Below are 16,483 nucleotides of genomic sequence, written 5' to 3' on the forward strand. Positions count from 1 at the left end.
GTGATTAAAAATATCATTGCCAAACCGCACCGGTTATATCGCGAGTAAATTAGCAAAAAAAATCATTGTTAAGCTTGATCCTCGATAAAAAATAAATATAATTCCTCACGTTATGTAAGCCAACTCCGCAATGGTTTTACTTGAGGTAAATAGATTAGCCTCATCGAGCACAATCCATATAGGGTATATTATTGCTCTGTTTGTGATTTTAGATAGCAGTTTTATTATATAGCTTATAATCATGGAATCTGATCAGATAGCGATTGGAGGTTAATATGGTTAAGGTCTATGACAGAAACAGAAACCAAATTATCCCGGGAAAACGTGTAATGGTCGCACAAACCGGTGAGATTGACGTGGCAAAAGCTATCCATGCCGACGGGCTGGCCCCAGTACAGGCCGAACGGGAAAGAGTGGTTGAATTGCAGCAAACAGGTGAACGTTATGTGCCTTTCGATTTAGTCAGACTAGGCTAATAGTCGTGAGTGCATATAATGAATAGATTTAGACATGCGACTTTCTTGGCAAAAATTGAAAAGCTAATTTATTAGCAGTGGCACTAATATGCTGGGGCACCTGTATTAAAAGGTCGCCCCATCATTTTTATATAACCTTGCTATTTATATAATTATGGCATTTAACAACACAACTATGATAGCCATCAACTATAACAATAGAGAGTGGAATCCTAGCCAACACTTATTATCATCAACTCCCAATAATATATCCGGCGGGTGTTAATGGCCGCCCGTCGGATCAGCGTTATTTAAATATGACAAGCCGGTTCAATCGCCTGAGCCACTTTCTTTTGGAAGGTCTCAAGCTGACAAAGTTTGTCCTCTCCGCTGTTTTCACAACCTTCAATCGCAACAGGAACCCTACCTGCCGGATTGTTTTTCAAATCTAGTTTCTCAGCATTTCGTAATTGCTCCATGGTTTGATAGAACATTTTCACCGCGACATAGCGTTGATGATTATCTGGGTTCTGCCATAGCTCAAAGACTAACCCTCCACCGGGCGGTGTATTATCGGGTTGCTGTGGTAGTTGCCAATTGGCACCCAACATTCCGCCAATATTGGCAATATTCGTATCATGCCCACCAAGGAAAAGAACTTTGGTTTGTGGTGATAACGGCAGTGTTTGTCCCTGAGCATCGCGCTGAAGGACGAGTGCGGTCTCGATCTGTTGCAATAATGGAGTGCCCTTATGACGAGCGATATAAGGTGTTTTGGCCATTAAATCAAATTGCGCATTATGCAACGATAATAACGAGATCCAATTTTCTTCTCCCGTTAACCGATGCCAGGCAACATCGGGCATCGCTTGTGAATTCTGTAGCAGGAAGATCTCACCCAAGGTTGATGATAGCGCCAATGGTCCACTGAGCGAGACTTTTGTCCCGGTATTATTCACCGTGATTTCATTCGCTGCAAATTGGGCAAAATCACAGGTTTTTCCTTGCTGTTGTAGTGATTTACAGTAAGGCGATGCTGCAAAGTTCAATACCTCGCCCATCTGGGCAAAGGGTTTAGCATAGCGCTGGCTCAGTTCACTTAATGGCGCACCCAGTCGCTCCTCAACAGCCTGATGGGTCTGTGTCGAATCTAACTTACACACCCCCGCATCGACCGGGTGAAATAGCGGATCCACTTTTTTCAAATCAGCCTGATAATGTACTTTCAGGCCGCACCCCGGTGCTATTCCATCAAGAAATGCCTGCCCGGTTAAACGCGTTCGTTGATCAATATCGGCCTGCGCATAGATAGCCGTATCAGTTGGGCACCCTGGCGCGAGTAACCCTTTGCTACGGAAGTAATCGCCATAGAATCCGCCCATCAATGTTACTAATTGTGCACCTCGGGGGGTTAAGTATCCTGCGGCGACCGGCCATTGCGGCCACTTGTCGGGGGTTACATCATTCATTAACTGTGTTTGTTTGGTCGGCGAGCGGACACCATGGCGGCTCAAAATAACCACGCGCTCCAATGTGTAACCGGTAGGCGGGATAGCAACCGGTGCGGCACTAATCGCGCTGCTACTTAGCATCAAGACCAGTGCGGATAATCGCAGACTATCTACTGTTACTGTCATAATTTTATATCCTTATTAAAACTACGAATACTTTTGCCTCAACGAGTATGGTCGACGATCGACGCCCCCACAATGTGCGAAAGCAATAAGCAGTAGGAGTGCTAATAAGTGCTATAGCGCAAAAAATTATGTCAATTGGCGCTAAACTTGATTCGCTTCTCAGTGTTAGAACGATAATTAGCCGATTATGTCATTAACAATATTTATATTGAAAGGAGGGAGGGTACAAATCCGCTTTATCATTCCGGCTATTGTCCGAAAAGCATTAAGCGCATAAAAGCATTTGGCACATTAGGATTGGAGAATATAGCCCGTAATCCGGCAGCTATACATACACATCATAAGGAGTCTGACATGCGGAAAACAGGCGATATCGACAGAGTCATGTCGGCCAGACAACTTCCAAACAAAGCCGTAGCACTGATTCTTGCAGGAGGCCGTGGCTCACGCCTTAAAGATCTTACGTCCGTTCGCGCGAAACCCGCAGTTCACTTTGGCGGAAAATACCGCATTATCGACTTCGCACTCTCTAACTGCCTCAATTCAGGTATTCGCCGAATCGGCGTGATAACGCAGTATCAATCTCATACCTTGGTGCAACATATTCAGCATGGTTGGTCGTTTCTCAGTGAAGAGATGAACGAGTTTGTTGATTTGTTACCTGCACAACAGCGCCAAGGACAAGAGCACTGGTATACCGGCACCGCTGATGCCGTCTTCCAGAACCTGGATATTATCCGCCGTTATCGTTCTGAATATGTCGTGATCCTCGCCGGGGACCATATATATAAAATGGACTACTCCCGCATGCTGTTAGATCACGTGGAAAGCGGCGCTGCCTGCACCGTAGCCTGTATTGAAGTGCCCAAAGAGGAAGCGAGTGCCTTCGGTGTAATGGAAGTGTCTGAAGATCTACAAGTAAAAATGTTTTGGGAAAAACCGGAGGATCCGCCAACGTTACCCGGCAAACCTGAGCGCAGCCTGGCCAGTATGGGAATTTATGTCTTTAATGCTGAGTTCCTGTTCAATTTACTGGAAAGCGATCACGCAGATAAAGGCAGTAGCCATGATTTTGGCAAAGATATTTTGCCGAAAATTACTGAACAAGGTCATGTCTGGGCGCATCCATTCTCACTGTCTTGTGTCTCAACGTCACCCGATGCCCCTGATTATTGGCGTGATGTAGGAACATTGGATGCCTACTGGCAGGCTAACCTCGATCAAGCAGCTATCACACCCGAGCTGGATATGTATGACCCCCATTGGCCAATACGTACCTATGCCGAGCCCTTACCACCGGCGAAATTTGTTCAGGATCGTTCTGGCAGTCACGGGATGACCATGAATACCTTAGTTTCCGGCGGTTGCTTTATCTCCGGTTCAGTGGTGGTCAACTCAGTGCTATTTTCCCGAGTGCGGGTCAACTCCTTCTGCAATATTGATTCTTGCGTATTGCTACCCGACGTCAATGTGGGCCGCTCTTGTCGTCTACACCGTTGTGTAATCGATCGTGCGAGTACTATCCCCGAGGGGATGGTGATTGGCGAAAATGCAGATGAAGATGCCCGTCGTTTCTATCGTTCAGAGAGTGGCATTGTATTAGTCACCCGCGAGATGCTGGCAAAGCTGTAAGGACAGAGGTGGCCTGACATGGACAAGTGAGGAATAATTTATATAATCAGACCAAACAAATCAAAAGGTCTGATTATGTCATTTACTGAATGGGTCATATTGGGTGTGGTTATTGGTTGTGCCGTTGGCGCGTTACTGAGGATTTTTGGTAAGAAGAAAGACCGCTAACCTTTTCAGTTGTCAGAATATACCCTAAATAATTCAAGTTGCAGGAAGGCGACAAGCGAGATACAAATCGGTCGGGAGCAGATTTGTACGCTGCTTGCAGCGGCCTCGCAGAGGCGAGGCCCAAGGATGGACCGAGTAACGAGCGCAGCCAGCACACATGCAGCTTGAAGTATGACGGGTATTGATAGAATAAGACGGCGCATCAATGTGCCGTCTTTTTTTGTGATAACAATCTCATTATCGATCAGAAGGTGTAACGTAACCCTAAGCGGAAACGATATTGCTCGCTGTTGTATTCATTCCAACGATCCAACCATTGCAATTCAAAATAGGGCATCCAGTGAGTGTCAATTTTATAACTGAATTTATTGGTTATTTCCCAGTGAGAACTTTTGCCATTTTTACCGTGAAAATCATTGACGCGCACAAAGTAATGAGGTTCAAAAGTATATGACAACGCATCAGTCAGTTTGAAATTCCAATAAGTAGCAAACTCATGGCTGTCATTGTGAGCATAATGACCATTGAGATCTTTTGATTCATAGTTATTGTGATTATAACGATAGCGCGCAGTCAAATTAAATACCGGTAAGAATTTGTAGTTAAAATCCATATAGACGGAACCACCCGAACCTGAGCTATTGGAGTTCACTAAGCCGCCAGGGGAAATAGTGAATTTATCTGTTGGGCGAAATAATGGATACCAACCCTCCAGTTCGTTATAGCTATGTTTGAATTGATCCATTTTCCCTGTGTTATAAGCATTCGTTAACATCAGGCCGGAACCATTATCAAAGTTATACCCACCGCGCAGGATAACTTCATGCAGCTCAGAGGCCGTATTATATGCTTCACGGGTTTCAACATAAGCTCGACCGGCAAAGGCACTGGCAGAGCAAACCAACGAGGTAATCAAGATAATTGAATTATATTTATTCATGACAAATCCCTATTGATAACAATAAATGAAGGTTTATTATTTTTCTTACATCATGAAAAATGACAAATAGTTATCATGGCTATTCCTCTGCCATAAATAACCGGTAGAGGAATAACACAATCAAAATAACAACATGCCAGTTTTTAACGTCACATCACTCTATATTTAATAGCATTTCTTATTACCACTAAAAATAGAAATCACCCCGACGTAGCCATTTTACGTAAATTCAATTCAGCAATAATTTTAACAAAGCGCTGCTCATTGAGCTTATAAAATAGCCCCATGGTTATGGCTGCAATCATTGCCAGAGTGCAAGGGTAAATAAAAATCAATTGGCGCAACCCCTCCAATACTGATGTCGATTGGGCAACATTGGGAATATAACCAATCTGAGTGAGCATGATACCGGGCAGAAATCCAGCCAGTGCGGCAGAAATTTTTCGTGAGAAGGTATAGCCGGTATACACCGACCCTTCTGCGCGAATCCCTGTTTTCCATTCACCATAATCCACCGTATCGGAGACTAATGCCCAGTTCAGGCTGTTGACAAATGCAGTACCGAAAAAGGCCATACAGGAGAATGCAACAAAGCTGACCGAACTGGTGCCCCAGATATAATTCAGTACATCCCCCATGCCCCATAACATTAAGCCACTAAGGTAGACGGTTTTCTTGCCGAAATACTTCACCGCCGTGGGGACCAGCAATACACCAATCAAAATACAGCCCATACTGAAAAAGCCCATATAGGACAGTAAATGAATATCCTGCAATACGTACTGAGTGTAATAAACCTGAATCGCCAGTTTGATATTGAATGCTGCCAACGTGCACAAATTGGCAATACATAACACTAATAGCGGCGGGTTCTTAAAGATGGCGCAAAATGATTTAAAAATACCCGGTTTATGGTGTACCGATACCGGTTCCACATAGCGTTCTTTGACACCGGAATAACACCACCACATGCAGACCAGGCCGAACGTGACAAATATTAGCGCTGCAACCAGATAGCCTATCTCAGGTGAGGACGTAAACAGCAGTTGAATTGGCATAAAAGCTACCGTGCACAGTAATAGCCCTACCGTCGCCCCACCCTGTCGCCAGGCTGCCAGGTGCGCGCGCTCATTTGGGTTTTTGGTCATTGCCGGGACCATCGCACCATAAGAGCAATTCATCAAACTGTAGAATAAACCGAATAACATAAACAGCACTGTTGCCAATACCGTTTTGATATTTAGACTAAAACCGGTATTGAGAAAGTTCGCGACAGCCAGCAATGCCACAGGTAATGAGGCATACAGAATAAATGGCCGGAACTTCCCTTTCACACCAATGTGACGGCGAGAATCTAATAGTACGCCGGTAAACATATCGGTAAAGGCGGTAAAGAACTTGGCAATCAAAAAAATCACGCCACCGTAAATAGCCGGGAGCCCCAGAATATCGGTATAAAACTTCAGTAAATAAAGTGTCCCGATGCACAGCATCAGGTTAGAACCAAAATCGCCCATTCCATAAGCTATTTTTTCCCGCAGCGGTAATCGAAGTGTTACGGGATCCTGGTAAGTTGAATTCGGCATCTGACAGGTCCTTTTTATTTTTTAACCCGCTTACCTCCGGTTAAATCTCACTCGCACCGGATCCTGCCATAAGCGGGTTGTAGGGTTTTGGTGGTGTTAATTCATCTGATTAAACAGATCAAGGCTAGATTGCCGGACTGACATCGCGTTTGCGCTCTTCCAGCTCGGTGACAATCTTGATGTAATTTTTCTCGGTCAGATGGTAGAACAACCCCATAGTCAGTGCGGTAAGTATCGCCAACCCGCATGGGTACAAGAAGATAAGCTGCGTTAGCCCCTCCAGAGTTCTTTCTCCCTGTGCCACGTTAGGCACATAGCCGATATACGCCAGCATGACACCGGGGAAGAAGCCTGCTAACCCTTGGGAAATCTTACGGAAGAAGGTGAAACCGGTGTATACCGTCCCCTCTGAGCGCACGCCGGTTTTCCACTCACCATATTCCACCGTGTCAGAAACCAGCGCCCAGTTCAGGCTGTTCACAAAAGCCGTGCCGAAGAAAGCCAGGCAAGAGAACAGAACAAATAAAGTCGAGGTGCTGCCCCACATGTAGTTCATGGCATCCCCCAAGATCCACAAGCTCAGCCCACCCAAATAGACGTTTTTCTTACCAAAGCGTTTCACCACCGTCGGTACCAGCAGCACCCCCAGTAAGATGCACCCCATACTGAAGAACCCCATATATGACAGTAACGTGACATCGTTGAGTACGTATTGGGTGTAATAGATCTGAATCGCTAGTTTTATATTGAAACCAGCCAAGGTGCACAGATTAGCAATACAGAGGACAAACAACGGCTTATTGCCAGTAATGGCTTTGAATGATTGCAACAGACCAGGTTTGGCTGCTCCCGGCTTTGGCAGTTCGACATAACGTTCTTTAACGCCGGAATAACACCACCACATGCACAGCATGCCGACAAAAGCGAAGATGGATGCAGCCACCAGATAACCGGTCTGCGCCTGCCCTTCAAATAGCGACAAGATGGGCACAAAACCGACGGTACACAATAGTAGTCCGACGGTTGCCCCCCCCTGACGCCATGCGGCAAGCTGAGCTCGCTCTTGTGGGTTTTTGGTCATGGCGGGAACCATTGCACCGTATGAGCAGTTCATCATGCTAAAGAACAGGCCAAAGCTCATAAAGATCAACGTGGCCGTGATGGTTTTACCGGTAATACTAAATGAGGTACCAATAAAGTTAGCCACCACCAGCAAGGCCACCGGCATCGATGCATAGAGGATAAAGGGGCGGAACTTACCCTTTGGCCCGATATTGCGGCGGTTATCCAGCATGACACCGGTACCAATATCGGTGAATGCAGTAAAGAAACGCGAGATTAGAAAGATTAATCCTCCCCAAGCGGCGGGGATTTCCAACACATCCGTATAAAACTTAAGCAAGTACAATGTACCCACACACAACAGTAGGTTTGAACCCACATCGCCAATCCCGTAGGAGAATTTCTCGCGCAGCGGCAGTGTCAATTTTACTGGATCTTGATGTATTTCACTCATGTCACTCTCCTGAGAGGCCAGCCACCCGCGGGCCTCTGCCTGTGTTATAACGCCCGTAATGATGCAAACAATTCAGCCCATTCACTGCCCGCCCGGTAGAACACCGGCGGTTGTCCCATTGGTGCCGCGACAGTTACATCAGCCCCGCCACAGTGTGATTCACCGGTCCACAGATTGATCCAGTTGTCTGATGGCAAATAGAGTGACCAATCGGTGCGCCCCTCTTCATATACCGGTGCAACTAACAGATCACGGCCAAACAGATACTGGTATTTCAGGCCATAGGTGTGAGCATCATTCTCGTAATGCAGGAACAGTGGGCGCATTACCGGCAAGCCAGATTGTGAGTTAAGCGCCACGGCTTGTTTGATATACGGCTTCAGCGTGGTAAAGACTTGGGTCATCCGGGCAAACTGACGGATAGTCTCGACATCGCTATCAAACTGCCAGTTATCATCCGGGCGGTTACCTTCATGAGTACGCATCAGTGGGGTAAAGGCGCAGAATTCACACCAGCGCATCAACAACTCTTTACTGCGTTTCATCTCAAATAACGTGGTGTAACCACCAATATCGCTGTGATGCAAACCATGACCGGTCATTGCCAGTGATAACGCCGCAGGTATAACAGATGCCAACCCATCATCCAGACTCCAATCCACGTTCTGGTCACCAGCCCACATCATCACCGAGTATTTTTGGCTACCGGTATAACCGGCCCGCATAAAGAACAATATTTCGCCTAATTTGCCGGTTTCGGCCAGGGCGTCGTAGTTACATTTGGCCCACAGCGCGGGCCAGGCGTTATGCATGATTTCAGCATCGACACCATTGTCCATCACGGTGTCGGTCGGCAAGTATTCGCCAAAGTCGGCCATCCAGCCATCAAGGCCAAACGCGATCAGATTCTTTTTAATCACTTCCTTATACCAGTCGTAGGCCGCCGGTTTGGTCAGATCAACCACCCCGGCATAGAACTCACCAAACTCCACCTGGTAGTCATTGCCGCTGTAGTCTTTGGTCAGATAGCCCTTCTCTGCCGCTTCGGCATACAGCTTTTTTTCAATCGCCACATAGGGATTGATATAGCCGAGGAAGCGCACACCTTCTTTCTTCCATTGCACAATCCGTTTATCCAGCTCAGGATAGAGGTCGCTGTCCCAGCGCCAGTTCCACATCAGGCGTTTACCAAAAGAGGTTATGCGGCGACCTTCCCAGTCCTGCGCCCAAATCCCGCTGACTTTCACCCCATGCTCACGCATCACCTCCAGCTTTTGCTGGCACACCTCGGTCCCGCCCTGAATCCCCAGGATCACGCCGTCATATACCCAATCCGGTAACTCAGGCTGGCGGCCCAATAATGCGGTCAATTGCTCCAACAGACCGATATAACTGTCAGCACAGTCAAACCGTAGCACCGCTACGTCTTGCCAAATCGCCAGTTCGTGATAGTCAGGGGCTGAAAAATCGAAATTCATATAGCAACTGTTATCAACGTGACAGTAGTATTTTTGGCTGCTAACAAAAGTGGGCTGCGGGAAGAAGGTCCAGTAATAGTCACCGCCCGCGTTCTCTTTACAGTCGGCCTGCCAGGTAACATAACTTTGCTTATTGCGCCCCACCCCCTGCTCGCTGGTCCACAGTGGGAATGGCTTGCCACGGAGATCGAAATAGGAGAACTGTTCACCACAGCCGTAGATATGGTCCTCCGATTGCGCGGCGAGCCGTAGCCACATTCGGTTATTCTCTTTATCACCATTGCGCAGGGACATCTCCAACCGCCCGGCCGCGTCGTAGGTAATATGTAATGTGGCTTGGGCTACCTCTCCCCGGCTAAATTGAATCTCCCACCCCTGCTGTTGTGGGATGATAACCGCATCGGTCAATGCCAGTTTTTCACTCAAGCAATCTTTGATACTGAAATTGCCACGGAACATATCGATGTCCGCTTTACCCCGGCCAATCCACAGGCACGGCGTTTGTGCGCTGTGTTGCAGTAACAAACGTTGTTGGAATGAAAGAGTGAAACCGCCATCGTGCTCAACCAATACCACTCCCGGCAGGTTGTCCGCTTGATAAGTCATAATAAAAATCCCCAAAAAGTATAAATACTGTTGATTTAGTTAGGGTTCTTAACATTCATCAGAACCCCTATTATCAGAATGGTTGCCCTATCAGGTCAGCTCAATCACCTCAAGGTTGAGTAAACGAGCCACCTTGCGCAGCAGCGGGCGATGCTCGCCATAGACCAGCGAGGTATGATGTTCCATTCCGGCATCCAGTAGCCGTTGACGATAGCTATCAGCATCGATATCCAGTTTTGCCGTCCCGGCAGTGCCAGAGAATGCCAGCGGAGCTTTGATCATCTCGCCGCCTGCCAGCATCAGACGCAACTTGCCTTCACCCTGCGTAATACGGCATAGGGTGATGCGGCCTGGTTTAAGGGCAAACTCGGATAGCAGGGGTAACTTGCGGTTGGAGTGGATGGTGGCTTGCACCGGCCCGTCGCGATCAGCCATTTCAATCGGTGCCTGACCACAATGCCAGAACACCACACTGTTGCTCACCGGGTCGATATCGACCAAGTCGGTATTGAACGCGGCACTACCAGAGGCCCACTGCGCCATTAATGACGAGAGCACACCGAACATGTCAGCCTCGCAGCCACATGGAACGAGGTCTTCATTCATCAGCGCCAATGCGCCACAGGCAGCGCACCCATAATCGGTAAAAAAGTCTGGCCAGCAGCGCACCGCAATACCGGAGTAACCCTGCTGTTGCGCTTTCTCACGCAACGCTGAGTAGACTTTCAGCGTTTTACAGGTCGCACTTTGGTCCATTTCCGCCAAATTCGGGAAATCTTTAGCGCGGCGCTGATAGGGTGCATCGGCGGCACTGTCCGGTAGCGCTTTTACTTCATCGATAAATTCCAACACGGGTTGGCGATCAACGCTGACACCAAAGTGTTGTGTTAGTTGTTGTTGGTTGTAGTTACAAGCATCGAACCCCAGTGGATGTTCGCCTATTACCATCACTTTGGCGCACTTAAAGCGATTGACGATCGCGGCAGCCTGCGCCAATTGTTGTAGCTCGCTGACCACATGGGCATCATCCGGCAGGCCGTGAACAGTCTGGACCTTGATATTTTCGCGGCTCAATGCATGGCAGGCCAAATTAACCCCGCAGAAGGAGTTGAGCCGTAAACGACCACCGGTACGAGCCTCCGGGAAGGACCACATAGCTGTTGGGACCGGGAAGTCACGCACCACTTCACAGGTCAGCGAAGCATCGGTAAACGTCACCTGTAAAATTAGCAGTAAATCAAGATTGGCCTGCTTCAGCGCGGGCAACGCTTGTAACGCAGACTCGGCATCAAACTGTAATGCCGGTTCCCCAATCAACTCGATATCCATTGCTCTCAGGGTATTCCACGCCTGCGCCAGCATTTCCTGCGCATACGGCACATCAAAAGTACTACGGCCCAAGGCCAACACGCCCACTTTTGCTTTTTTATTCATCATATTGCTTCCAGTGAATTTAATGACTTATCGGTTGGCGCAGCTCAAGCGACAACACTGAAACGGTGTTCGGTGTAGCTAGAATAATTTTGATTTGGTCGCAGAATGACATCGGGGAAGTGCCCATGATGAATGCTGTCAGGGAAGGCCTGTGTCTCCAGACATATTCCTGAAAATGCCTGATAGCGATGCCCTGCTTTGCCATTCCATACCTTGTTAGAAAGCTTGAATGCGTTATAAAACTGAATACCTGGCAGGGTGGTATGAACCGCCATCACCCGACCTGAATGTGGGCAAATCAGCGTGGCCGCCGGTTGCAGAGTGGTGCTATTTTTCTGCGATAAATCGTTTTTTTTCAGCACATAGTTGATGTCAAAATCCTGCGCTGGCCGCTGTTGCATCGCATCACCCAAGCGGCGGGCATTACGAAAGTCAAATGCAGTGCCTGCAACACGGACAATCTCGCCGGTCGGTAGCATGCTGCTTTCATCCACTGGCGTGATAAAGTCAGCGTCAATTTTCAGTTGCTGGTCGTGAATTAAATGAGTGTGACCGCGCAGATTGTAATGGCTGTGATTCACCAGATTGACGATGGTTGCCTTATCGGTTTGCGCCTCGAAACTGAAGGTCATGACATTGTCATCCGTCAGGCCGATACGGTGGCGCACCTGTAAATTCCCCGGATATCCCTCTTCGCCATCGGGCGACGTGCGGCTAAAAATAAGACCATCGCCCTCTTCCTGCGCCTGCCAGACATACTTATCAAAGCCGCGCAGGCCACCGTGCAAATGCTGCCCGGTCGGCAGTTCATTGGTTGCCAGCAGATACTCTTGCCCGTCAATGTTAAAGCGCCCACCCGCAATGCGATTGGCACAGCGACCGGCAATGGCACCAAAGAACGGATGACCGGCCTGATAGGAGGTCAAATCATCAAACCCCATCACCACATCCTCCAGTTGCCCGTGGCGGTCTGGCGCCCAAAGTTGGGTGATGATACAACCGTAGTCGGTCACGCAGAGCCGCATACCATTGCGGTTAGTTAGTGTAAACAGCGAAACTTCCTGCCCCTGATGCTCGCCAAATTGCTGGCGTTGAATTGTCGTCATACACTCAACCTCGTATTTCGTACGGCTTTGGTCGCCTGCCCGTTCAAGTGCAAAACACCATGCCGTACGATAGATAGAAAGGATTAGCCAGCAAAAGCAGCGGCTTTCCCCTGGCTGCCAAACAAGCGGATTTTTTCAATCACTTTTTGTTTCATCACATCACGCCCGTGGCCCAGCGAAACCGCCAAGACATACTCCTCTGGTGATTGATTCAATACTTCGCTAACCCCTTGGGTAAAGGCCTGACGTAGTTCGGTATCGACATTGACCTTGGCAACCCCCAAGGTAATCGCGCGGCGAATTTGCTCATCCGGCACCCCAGAGCCGCCATGCAATACGATAGGTTTCTTGACGATTTCGCGGATTTCTTGCAGGCGCTTAAATGCCAGTTTCGGCTCTTGCTTATACATCCCGTGAGCGGTACCAATCGATACCGCCAGATAATCAACGGTGGTCAGTTCGGCGAACTGTAGCGCTTCATCGCAACCGGTGATCAGGGCATCTTTTTCGTCAACTGAGATATCATCTTCAGTACCACCGATTTTACCAATTTCACCCTCAACGCCGATATTCAAGGCATGAGCGACATCTGCCACCGCGCGGGTAATACGCACATTTTCATCGAATGGCAGGTGAGAGCCATCGAACATCACCGACTGGAAACCGGCCTGAACTGCCGCCATGGTCTGCTCAAAACTACGGCTGTGATCCAGATGGATACAGACCGGTACCGTAATGTCATGCATAAAGGCATCAACCATCTCTTTCATGGGTTTTAACCCCATGACGCTAATCACTTTCTGCCCAATTTGCAGCATGATGGGCGCCTGCTCCTCTTCGGCAGCCAGCAAGATCGCGCGGATTGTTTCAGCATTGTGGGCACTAAAAGCGCCGATGGCATAGCCATGCTGCCATGCGTGTTGAATTAAGGTATTACCGGATACATAAGACATTTTCTCTCCCTCTGCGTGCTGATAACAGCCGCTTTAAAAACCATCAATTAATCGGAAATCATTCGGTTGTTGGCAGACCAGACTGACTGCGAACCTGTTGTAAAATGGCACTCCAATCCTGGCGCCCGCGCCCGCAGGCTCTGGCCTGACTGTAAACCTCGCGGGAAGCAGCCCCCATCGGCATGGTGACGTGCAATTGGTTAGCCACATCAAGAGCGATACCTAAATCTTTATGTGCTAAATCAATCATGAACGCTGGCGTTAAATCTCCCTTCAGCACCTTATTTGGCCACGTGGTAGTGAAATGCCCTTTACCCGCCGGAGTGCCACTCATCACTTGCAGTGCGACATCGAAAGACAGTCCCAGTGCTTCGCATAGTACGGCGGCCTCCGCCGACAACGCATTGAGCGCAATACTCATGTAGTTGTTGATAAGCTTCACGCGGATCCCCATCCCCGGCCCGCCCGCATTGATAAGTTCAGATCCCATTGCCATCAGTAATGGCGTTGCCCGCTCAACCTGCGCTTGCGTTCCCCCCGCCAGTATCAATAAGGTGCCGACCTGTGCATGGTCAGAGGTACGCCCCACCGGCGCATCCATAAAGCCATACCCTTTGGCCTGCATCTGTTGCGCCAAACGGTCAGTCTGTAACGGATGGATAGTGGACATATCAATCACCAGTGCTTCTGGTGACAAGCGGCTACAAACGCCGTCGTTGCCGAACAGCACGTCATGCACCAGTTCTCCGTTAGGGAGCATGGTGATAACAAACTCTGCTCCTTCGGCGGCCTGCCCTGCGTTACCACATGGCGTGGCACCCAGCGCAGCCAACGCCGCTACCGCGCCGGGGTTAGTATCGAAAACATGTAATTGATGCCCGTGTTTAATGAGGTTACGCGCCATGGGCGATCCCATTTGCCCTAACCCGATGAATGCTACCTGTGCCATTATTCTCTCCTGTCACCTGATGTCATTTTTAGTCACTTGATTGGAATATTTTGTCTGTTTTTGATCGTATTTGTAATTTATGGTCAAAAAATTGACATCCGTCACTCTTTTAACATTTGAACGAATTAAAATGGTCACATCGTGATCAACAGCCCTTTTTTGGCTAACCAAGGAACTGAAACCATGACCCGGATTGCATGTGTAGGAATTGCGGTGCAGGACCGCCTCTATTACCTGGCAAAACTGCCCGATAGCGGCGGTAAATATGTGGCGGATGATTATCGTGAGATTGGTGGAGGCCCGGCGGCAACAGCAGCGGTAGCGGCGGCTCGACTGGGCGCGCAAGTCGATTTTATTGGCCGGGTAGGTGATGATGCCACGGGCAATACTCTGCTCGATGAGCTGGAACACTATGGGGTAAATACCGCCCTTAGCCGCCGCTACGCCAATGCCCGTTCATCGCAGTCGGCGATCTTAGTCGACCGTCATGGGGAGCGCATCATCATTAACCATCCCAGTCCTGACCTGCCAGAAGATGCCCAATGGCTGACGGGGATAGATTTCAGCCACTATGATGTCGTGTTGGCGGATGTCCGTTGGCATCAGGGGGCGCTAACCGCATTTACACTGGCCCGCCAAACCGGTATCACCACCCTACTTGATGCCGATGTCACGCCGCAAGATATCCGCCCGTTGGTCGCTCTTGCGGACCACGCGGTCTTCTCCGAGCCGGGTTTACAGCGAATGACGGGCAAAAATGACACTGACGCTGCGCTCTTATTAGCCGCCAGTGACACAAACGGACAGGTGTATGTCACCCGAGGTAAAAAAGGTTGTTATTGGCTGGAGAACGGCGAACAGCAACATCAAGCGGGATTTGAGGTAGCCGTGGTCGATACTACCGGTGCGGGGGATGTTTTTCATGGTGCATTAGCGGTAACGCTGGGCCGACAACACACAATTACTGCGGCAGTGCGCTATGCTAATGCCGTGGCGGCATTAAAATGTACCCGCCCCGGTGGGCGGGCCGGAATACCTGATTGTGATCAAACTGACTCTTTCCTGACGCATTTTGTATAAAATAAACAATAGTATGATGAATGAGAGAGAGCAAAGCATGAGTCTGACCGAACTAACCGGTAACCCGCGCCACGATCAACTGATTCAACTGATCGCCAGTCGTGGCTATATGAATATTGATGAATTGGCACAATTGCTGGATGTTTCGACTCAAACCGTGCGTCGCGATATCCGTAAGCTTAGCGAACAAGGGCTGATTACCCGTCATCACGGTGGGGCCGGGCGAGCGTCTAGCGTCGTGAATACCGCGTTTGAACAGCGAGAGCTTTCATATACTAAAGAGAAAATGGCCATTGCTGAGGCGATTGCTGATTACATTCCCGATCGTTCAACGGTGTTTATCACTATTGGTACCACTGTTGAACATATCGCCCGCGCATTGATAAATCACAGCCACCTGCGGATTATTACTAATAGCCTGAGGGTGGCACACATTTTATATAAAAATACCGATTTTGAAGTGATGGTGCCAGGCGGTACGCTACGACCAAACAATGGTGGCATTATTGGCCCCAGTGCGGTCTCTTTCGTTGAAGGTTTCCGCGCCGACTATCTGATTACCAGCATGGGGGCAATTGATAGCGACGGCAGCCTGCTGGAGTTTGATGTTAATGAGGCGACAGTGGTGAAAGCGATGATGGCACACTCCCGCCACATCTTATTGGCAGCCGATCATACCAAGTTCCACGCCTCCGCCGCCGTCGAAATTGGTAATGTTGCCAAAGCTACAGCGCTGTTTACCAATGTTTCCCCCCCGTCACAACTGGCCGCACTGTTGCAGCAACAACAGGTGGAACTGGTGGTCACACAGTTAGGTAATCAGGAACCCACTATCTAAATTTTACGCCAAAAAAAGCAGGCGACACCGCCTGCTTTTTCAGGATTTAACGCGCTAAGAACAGGTCAGTTAACGGCGGCGAAACGGACAAACTCATCAGCATCT

At 48.9% G+C, this 16,483-nt stretch carries 13 protein-coding genes; 4 read left to right on the forward strand and 9 right to left on the reverse strand.

Going from position 1 to position 16,483, the window contains the following annotated elements; translation table 11 throughout:
- Positions 1-263 precede the first annotated feature (263 nt).
- Positions 264-476, forward strand: coding sequence for a selenoprotein YdfZ (locus A6J66_007785; protein PNM24108.1), 213 nt, complete (start codon positions 264-266; stop codon positions 474-476).
- A 290-nt stretch (positions 477-766) separates the two neighbouring features.
- Here A6J66_007785 and A6J66_007790 read toward each other — a convergent pair whose 3' ends face one another.
- Positions 767-2,092: an AppA family phytase/histidine-type acid phosphatase gene (locus A6J66_007790; GenBank protein PNM24109.1), complete on the reverse strand. Its 1,326-nt coding sequence runs from the start codon at positions 2,090-2,092 to the stop codon at positions 767-769.
- A gap of 354 nt (positions 2,093-2,446) precedes the next feature.
- Here A6J66_007790 and glgC point away from each other — a divergent pair, with 354 nt between their 5' ends.
- A complete protein-coding gene (gene glgC / locus A6J66_007795; protein PNM24110.1) occupies positions 2,447-3,724 on the forward strand; it encodes a glucose-1-phosphate adenylyltransferase in 1,278 nt (425 codons plus the stop codon).
- A gap of 412 nt (positions 3,725-4,136) precedes the next feature.
- Here the strand turns inward: glgC and A6J66_007800 are convergent, their stop codons facing one another.
- From A6J66_007800 to A6J66_007835, 8 genes are all read right to left on the reverse strand, one after another.
- A complete protein-coding gene (locus A6J66_007800; protein ID PNM24111.1) occupies positions 4,137-4,832 on the reverse strand; it encodes a porin OmpL in 696 nt (231 codons plus the stop codon).
- Between the two features lie 200 nt (positions 4,833-5,032).
- Positions 5,033-6,418, reverse strand: coding sequence for an MFS transporter (locus A6J66_007805; protein ID PNM24112.1), 1,386 nt, complete (start codon positions 6,416-6,418; stop codon positions 5,033-5,035).
- A gap of 124 nt (positions 6,419-6,542) precedes the next feature.
- Positions 6,543-7,934 carry an MFS transporter gene (locus A6J66_007810; protein ID PNM24113.1) on the reverse strand — a complete coding sequence of 464 codons (1,392 nt, stop codon included), beginning with the start codon at positions 7,932-7,934 and terminating at the stop codon, positions 6,543-6,545.
- Positions 7,935-7,978: 44 nt separating this feature from the next.
- Complete coding sequence (locus A6J66_007815) at positions 7,979-10,018, reverse strand: alpha-glucosidase (GenBank protein PNM24114.1); 2,040 nt, start codon at positions 10,016-10,018, stop codon at positions 7,979-7,981.
- Between the two features lie 90 nt (positions 10,019-10,108).
- Positions 10,109-11,452, reverse strand: coding sequence for a fucose isomerase (locus A6J66_007820; GenBank protein ID PNM26929.1), 1,344 nt, complete (start codon positions 11,450-11,452; stop codon positions 10,109-10,111).
- Positions 11,453-11,496: 44 nt separating this feature from the next.
- Positions 11,497-12,558, reverse strand: coding sequence for a galactose mutarotase (locus A6J66_007825; GenBank protein PNM24115.1), 1,062 nt, complete (start codon positions 12,556-12,558; stop codon positions 11,497-11,499).
- A gap of 83 nt (positions 12,559-12,641) precedes the next feature.
- Positions 12,642-13,511, reverse strand: coding sequence for a ketose-bisphosphate aldolase (kbaY, locus tag A6J66_007830; GenBank protein PNM24116.1), 870 nt, complete (start codon positions 13,509-13,511; stop codon positions 12,642-12,644).
- 58 nt (positions 13,512-13,569) lie between these two features.
- Entirely contained in the window at positions 13,570-14,460 is an 891-nt protein-coding gene (locus A6J66_007835; GenBank protein PNM24117.1) for a sulfolactaldehyde 3-reductase, read from the reverse strand.
- Between the two features lie 183 nt (positions 14,461-14,643).
- Between A6J66_007835 and A6J66_007840 the strand changes: the two genes are divergently transcribed.
- Both A6J66_007840 and A6J66_007845 read left to right on the forward strand, forming a co-directional pair.
- Complete coding sequence (locus A6J66_007840) at positions 14,644-15,540, forward strand: sugar kinase (GenBank protein ID PNM24118.1); 897 nt, start codon at positions 14,644-14,646, stop codon at positions 15,538-15,540.
- A gap of 37 nt (positions 15,541-15,577) precedes the next feature.
- Positions 15,578-16,378, forward strand: a complete 801-nt coding sequence (locus tag A6J66_007845) for a DeoR/GlpR transcriptional regulator (protein ID PNM24119.1) — start codon at positions 15,578-15,580, stop codon at positions 16,376-16,378.
- The last annotated feature ends 105 nt before the right edge of the window (positions 16,379-16,483 follow it).

It is taken from the genome of Yersinia enterocolitica (assembly GCA_002082245.2).
Lineage (GTDB): Bacteria > Pseudomonadota > Gammaproteobacteria > Enterobacterales > Enterobacteriaceae > Yersinia > Yersinia enterocolitica_E.

Excerpts from the sequence above, each read along its gene's own strand:
- A6J66_007790 (PNM24109.1), bottom strand. The coding sequence starts at position 2,092 with ATGACAGTAACAGTAGATAGTCTGCGATTATCCGCACTGGTCTTGATG.
- A6J66_007845 (PNM24119.1), top strand. The coding sequence starts at position 15,578 with ATGAGTCTGACCGAACTAACCGGTAACCCGCGCCACGATCAACTGATT.
- glgC (PNM24110.1), top strand. The coding sequence starts at position 2,447 with ATGCGGAAAACAGGCGATATCGACAGAGTCATGTCGGCCAGACAACTT.
- A6J66_007815 (PNM24114.1), bottom strand. The coding sequence starts at position 10,018 with ATGACTTATCAAGCGGACAACCTGCCGGGAGTGGTATTGGTTGAGCAC.
- A6J66_007840 (PNM24118.1), top strand. The coding sequence starts at position 14,644 with ATGACCCGGATTGCATGTGTAGGAATTGCGGTGCAGGACCGCCTCTAT.
- kbaY (PNM24116.1), bottom strand. The coding sequence starts at position 13,511 with ATGTCTTATGTATCCGGTAATACCTTAATTCAACACGCATGGCAGCAT.
- A6J66_007805 (PNM24112.1), bottom strand. The coding sequence starts at position 6,418 with ATGCCGAATTCAACTTACCAGGATCCCGTAACACTTCGATTACCGCTG.
- A6J66_007825 (PNM24115.1), bottom strand. The coding sequence starts at position 12,558 with ATGACGACAATTCAACGCCAGCAATTTGGCGAGCATCAGGGGCAGGAA.
- A6J66_007800 (PNM24111.1), bottom strand. The coding sequence starts at position 4,832 with ATGAATAAATATAATTCAATTATCTTGATTACCTCGTTGGTTTGCTCT.
- A6J66_007820 (PNM26929.1), bottom strand. The coding sequence starts at position 11,452 with ATGAATAAAAAAGCAAAAGTGGGCGTGTTGGCCTTGGGCCGTAGTACT.
- A6J66_007835 (PNM24117.1), bottom strand. The coding sequence starts at position 14,460 with ATGGCACAGGTAGCATTCATCGGGTTAGGGCAAATGGGATCGCCCATG.
- A6J66_007810 (PNM24113.1), bottom strand. The coding sequence starts at position 7,934 with ATGAGTGAAATACATCAAGATCCAGTAAAATTGACACTGCCGCTGCGC.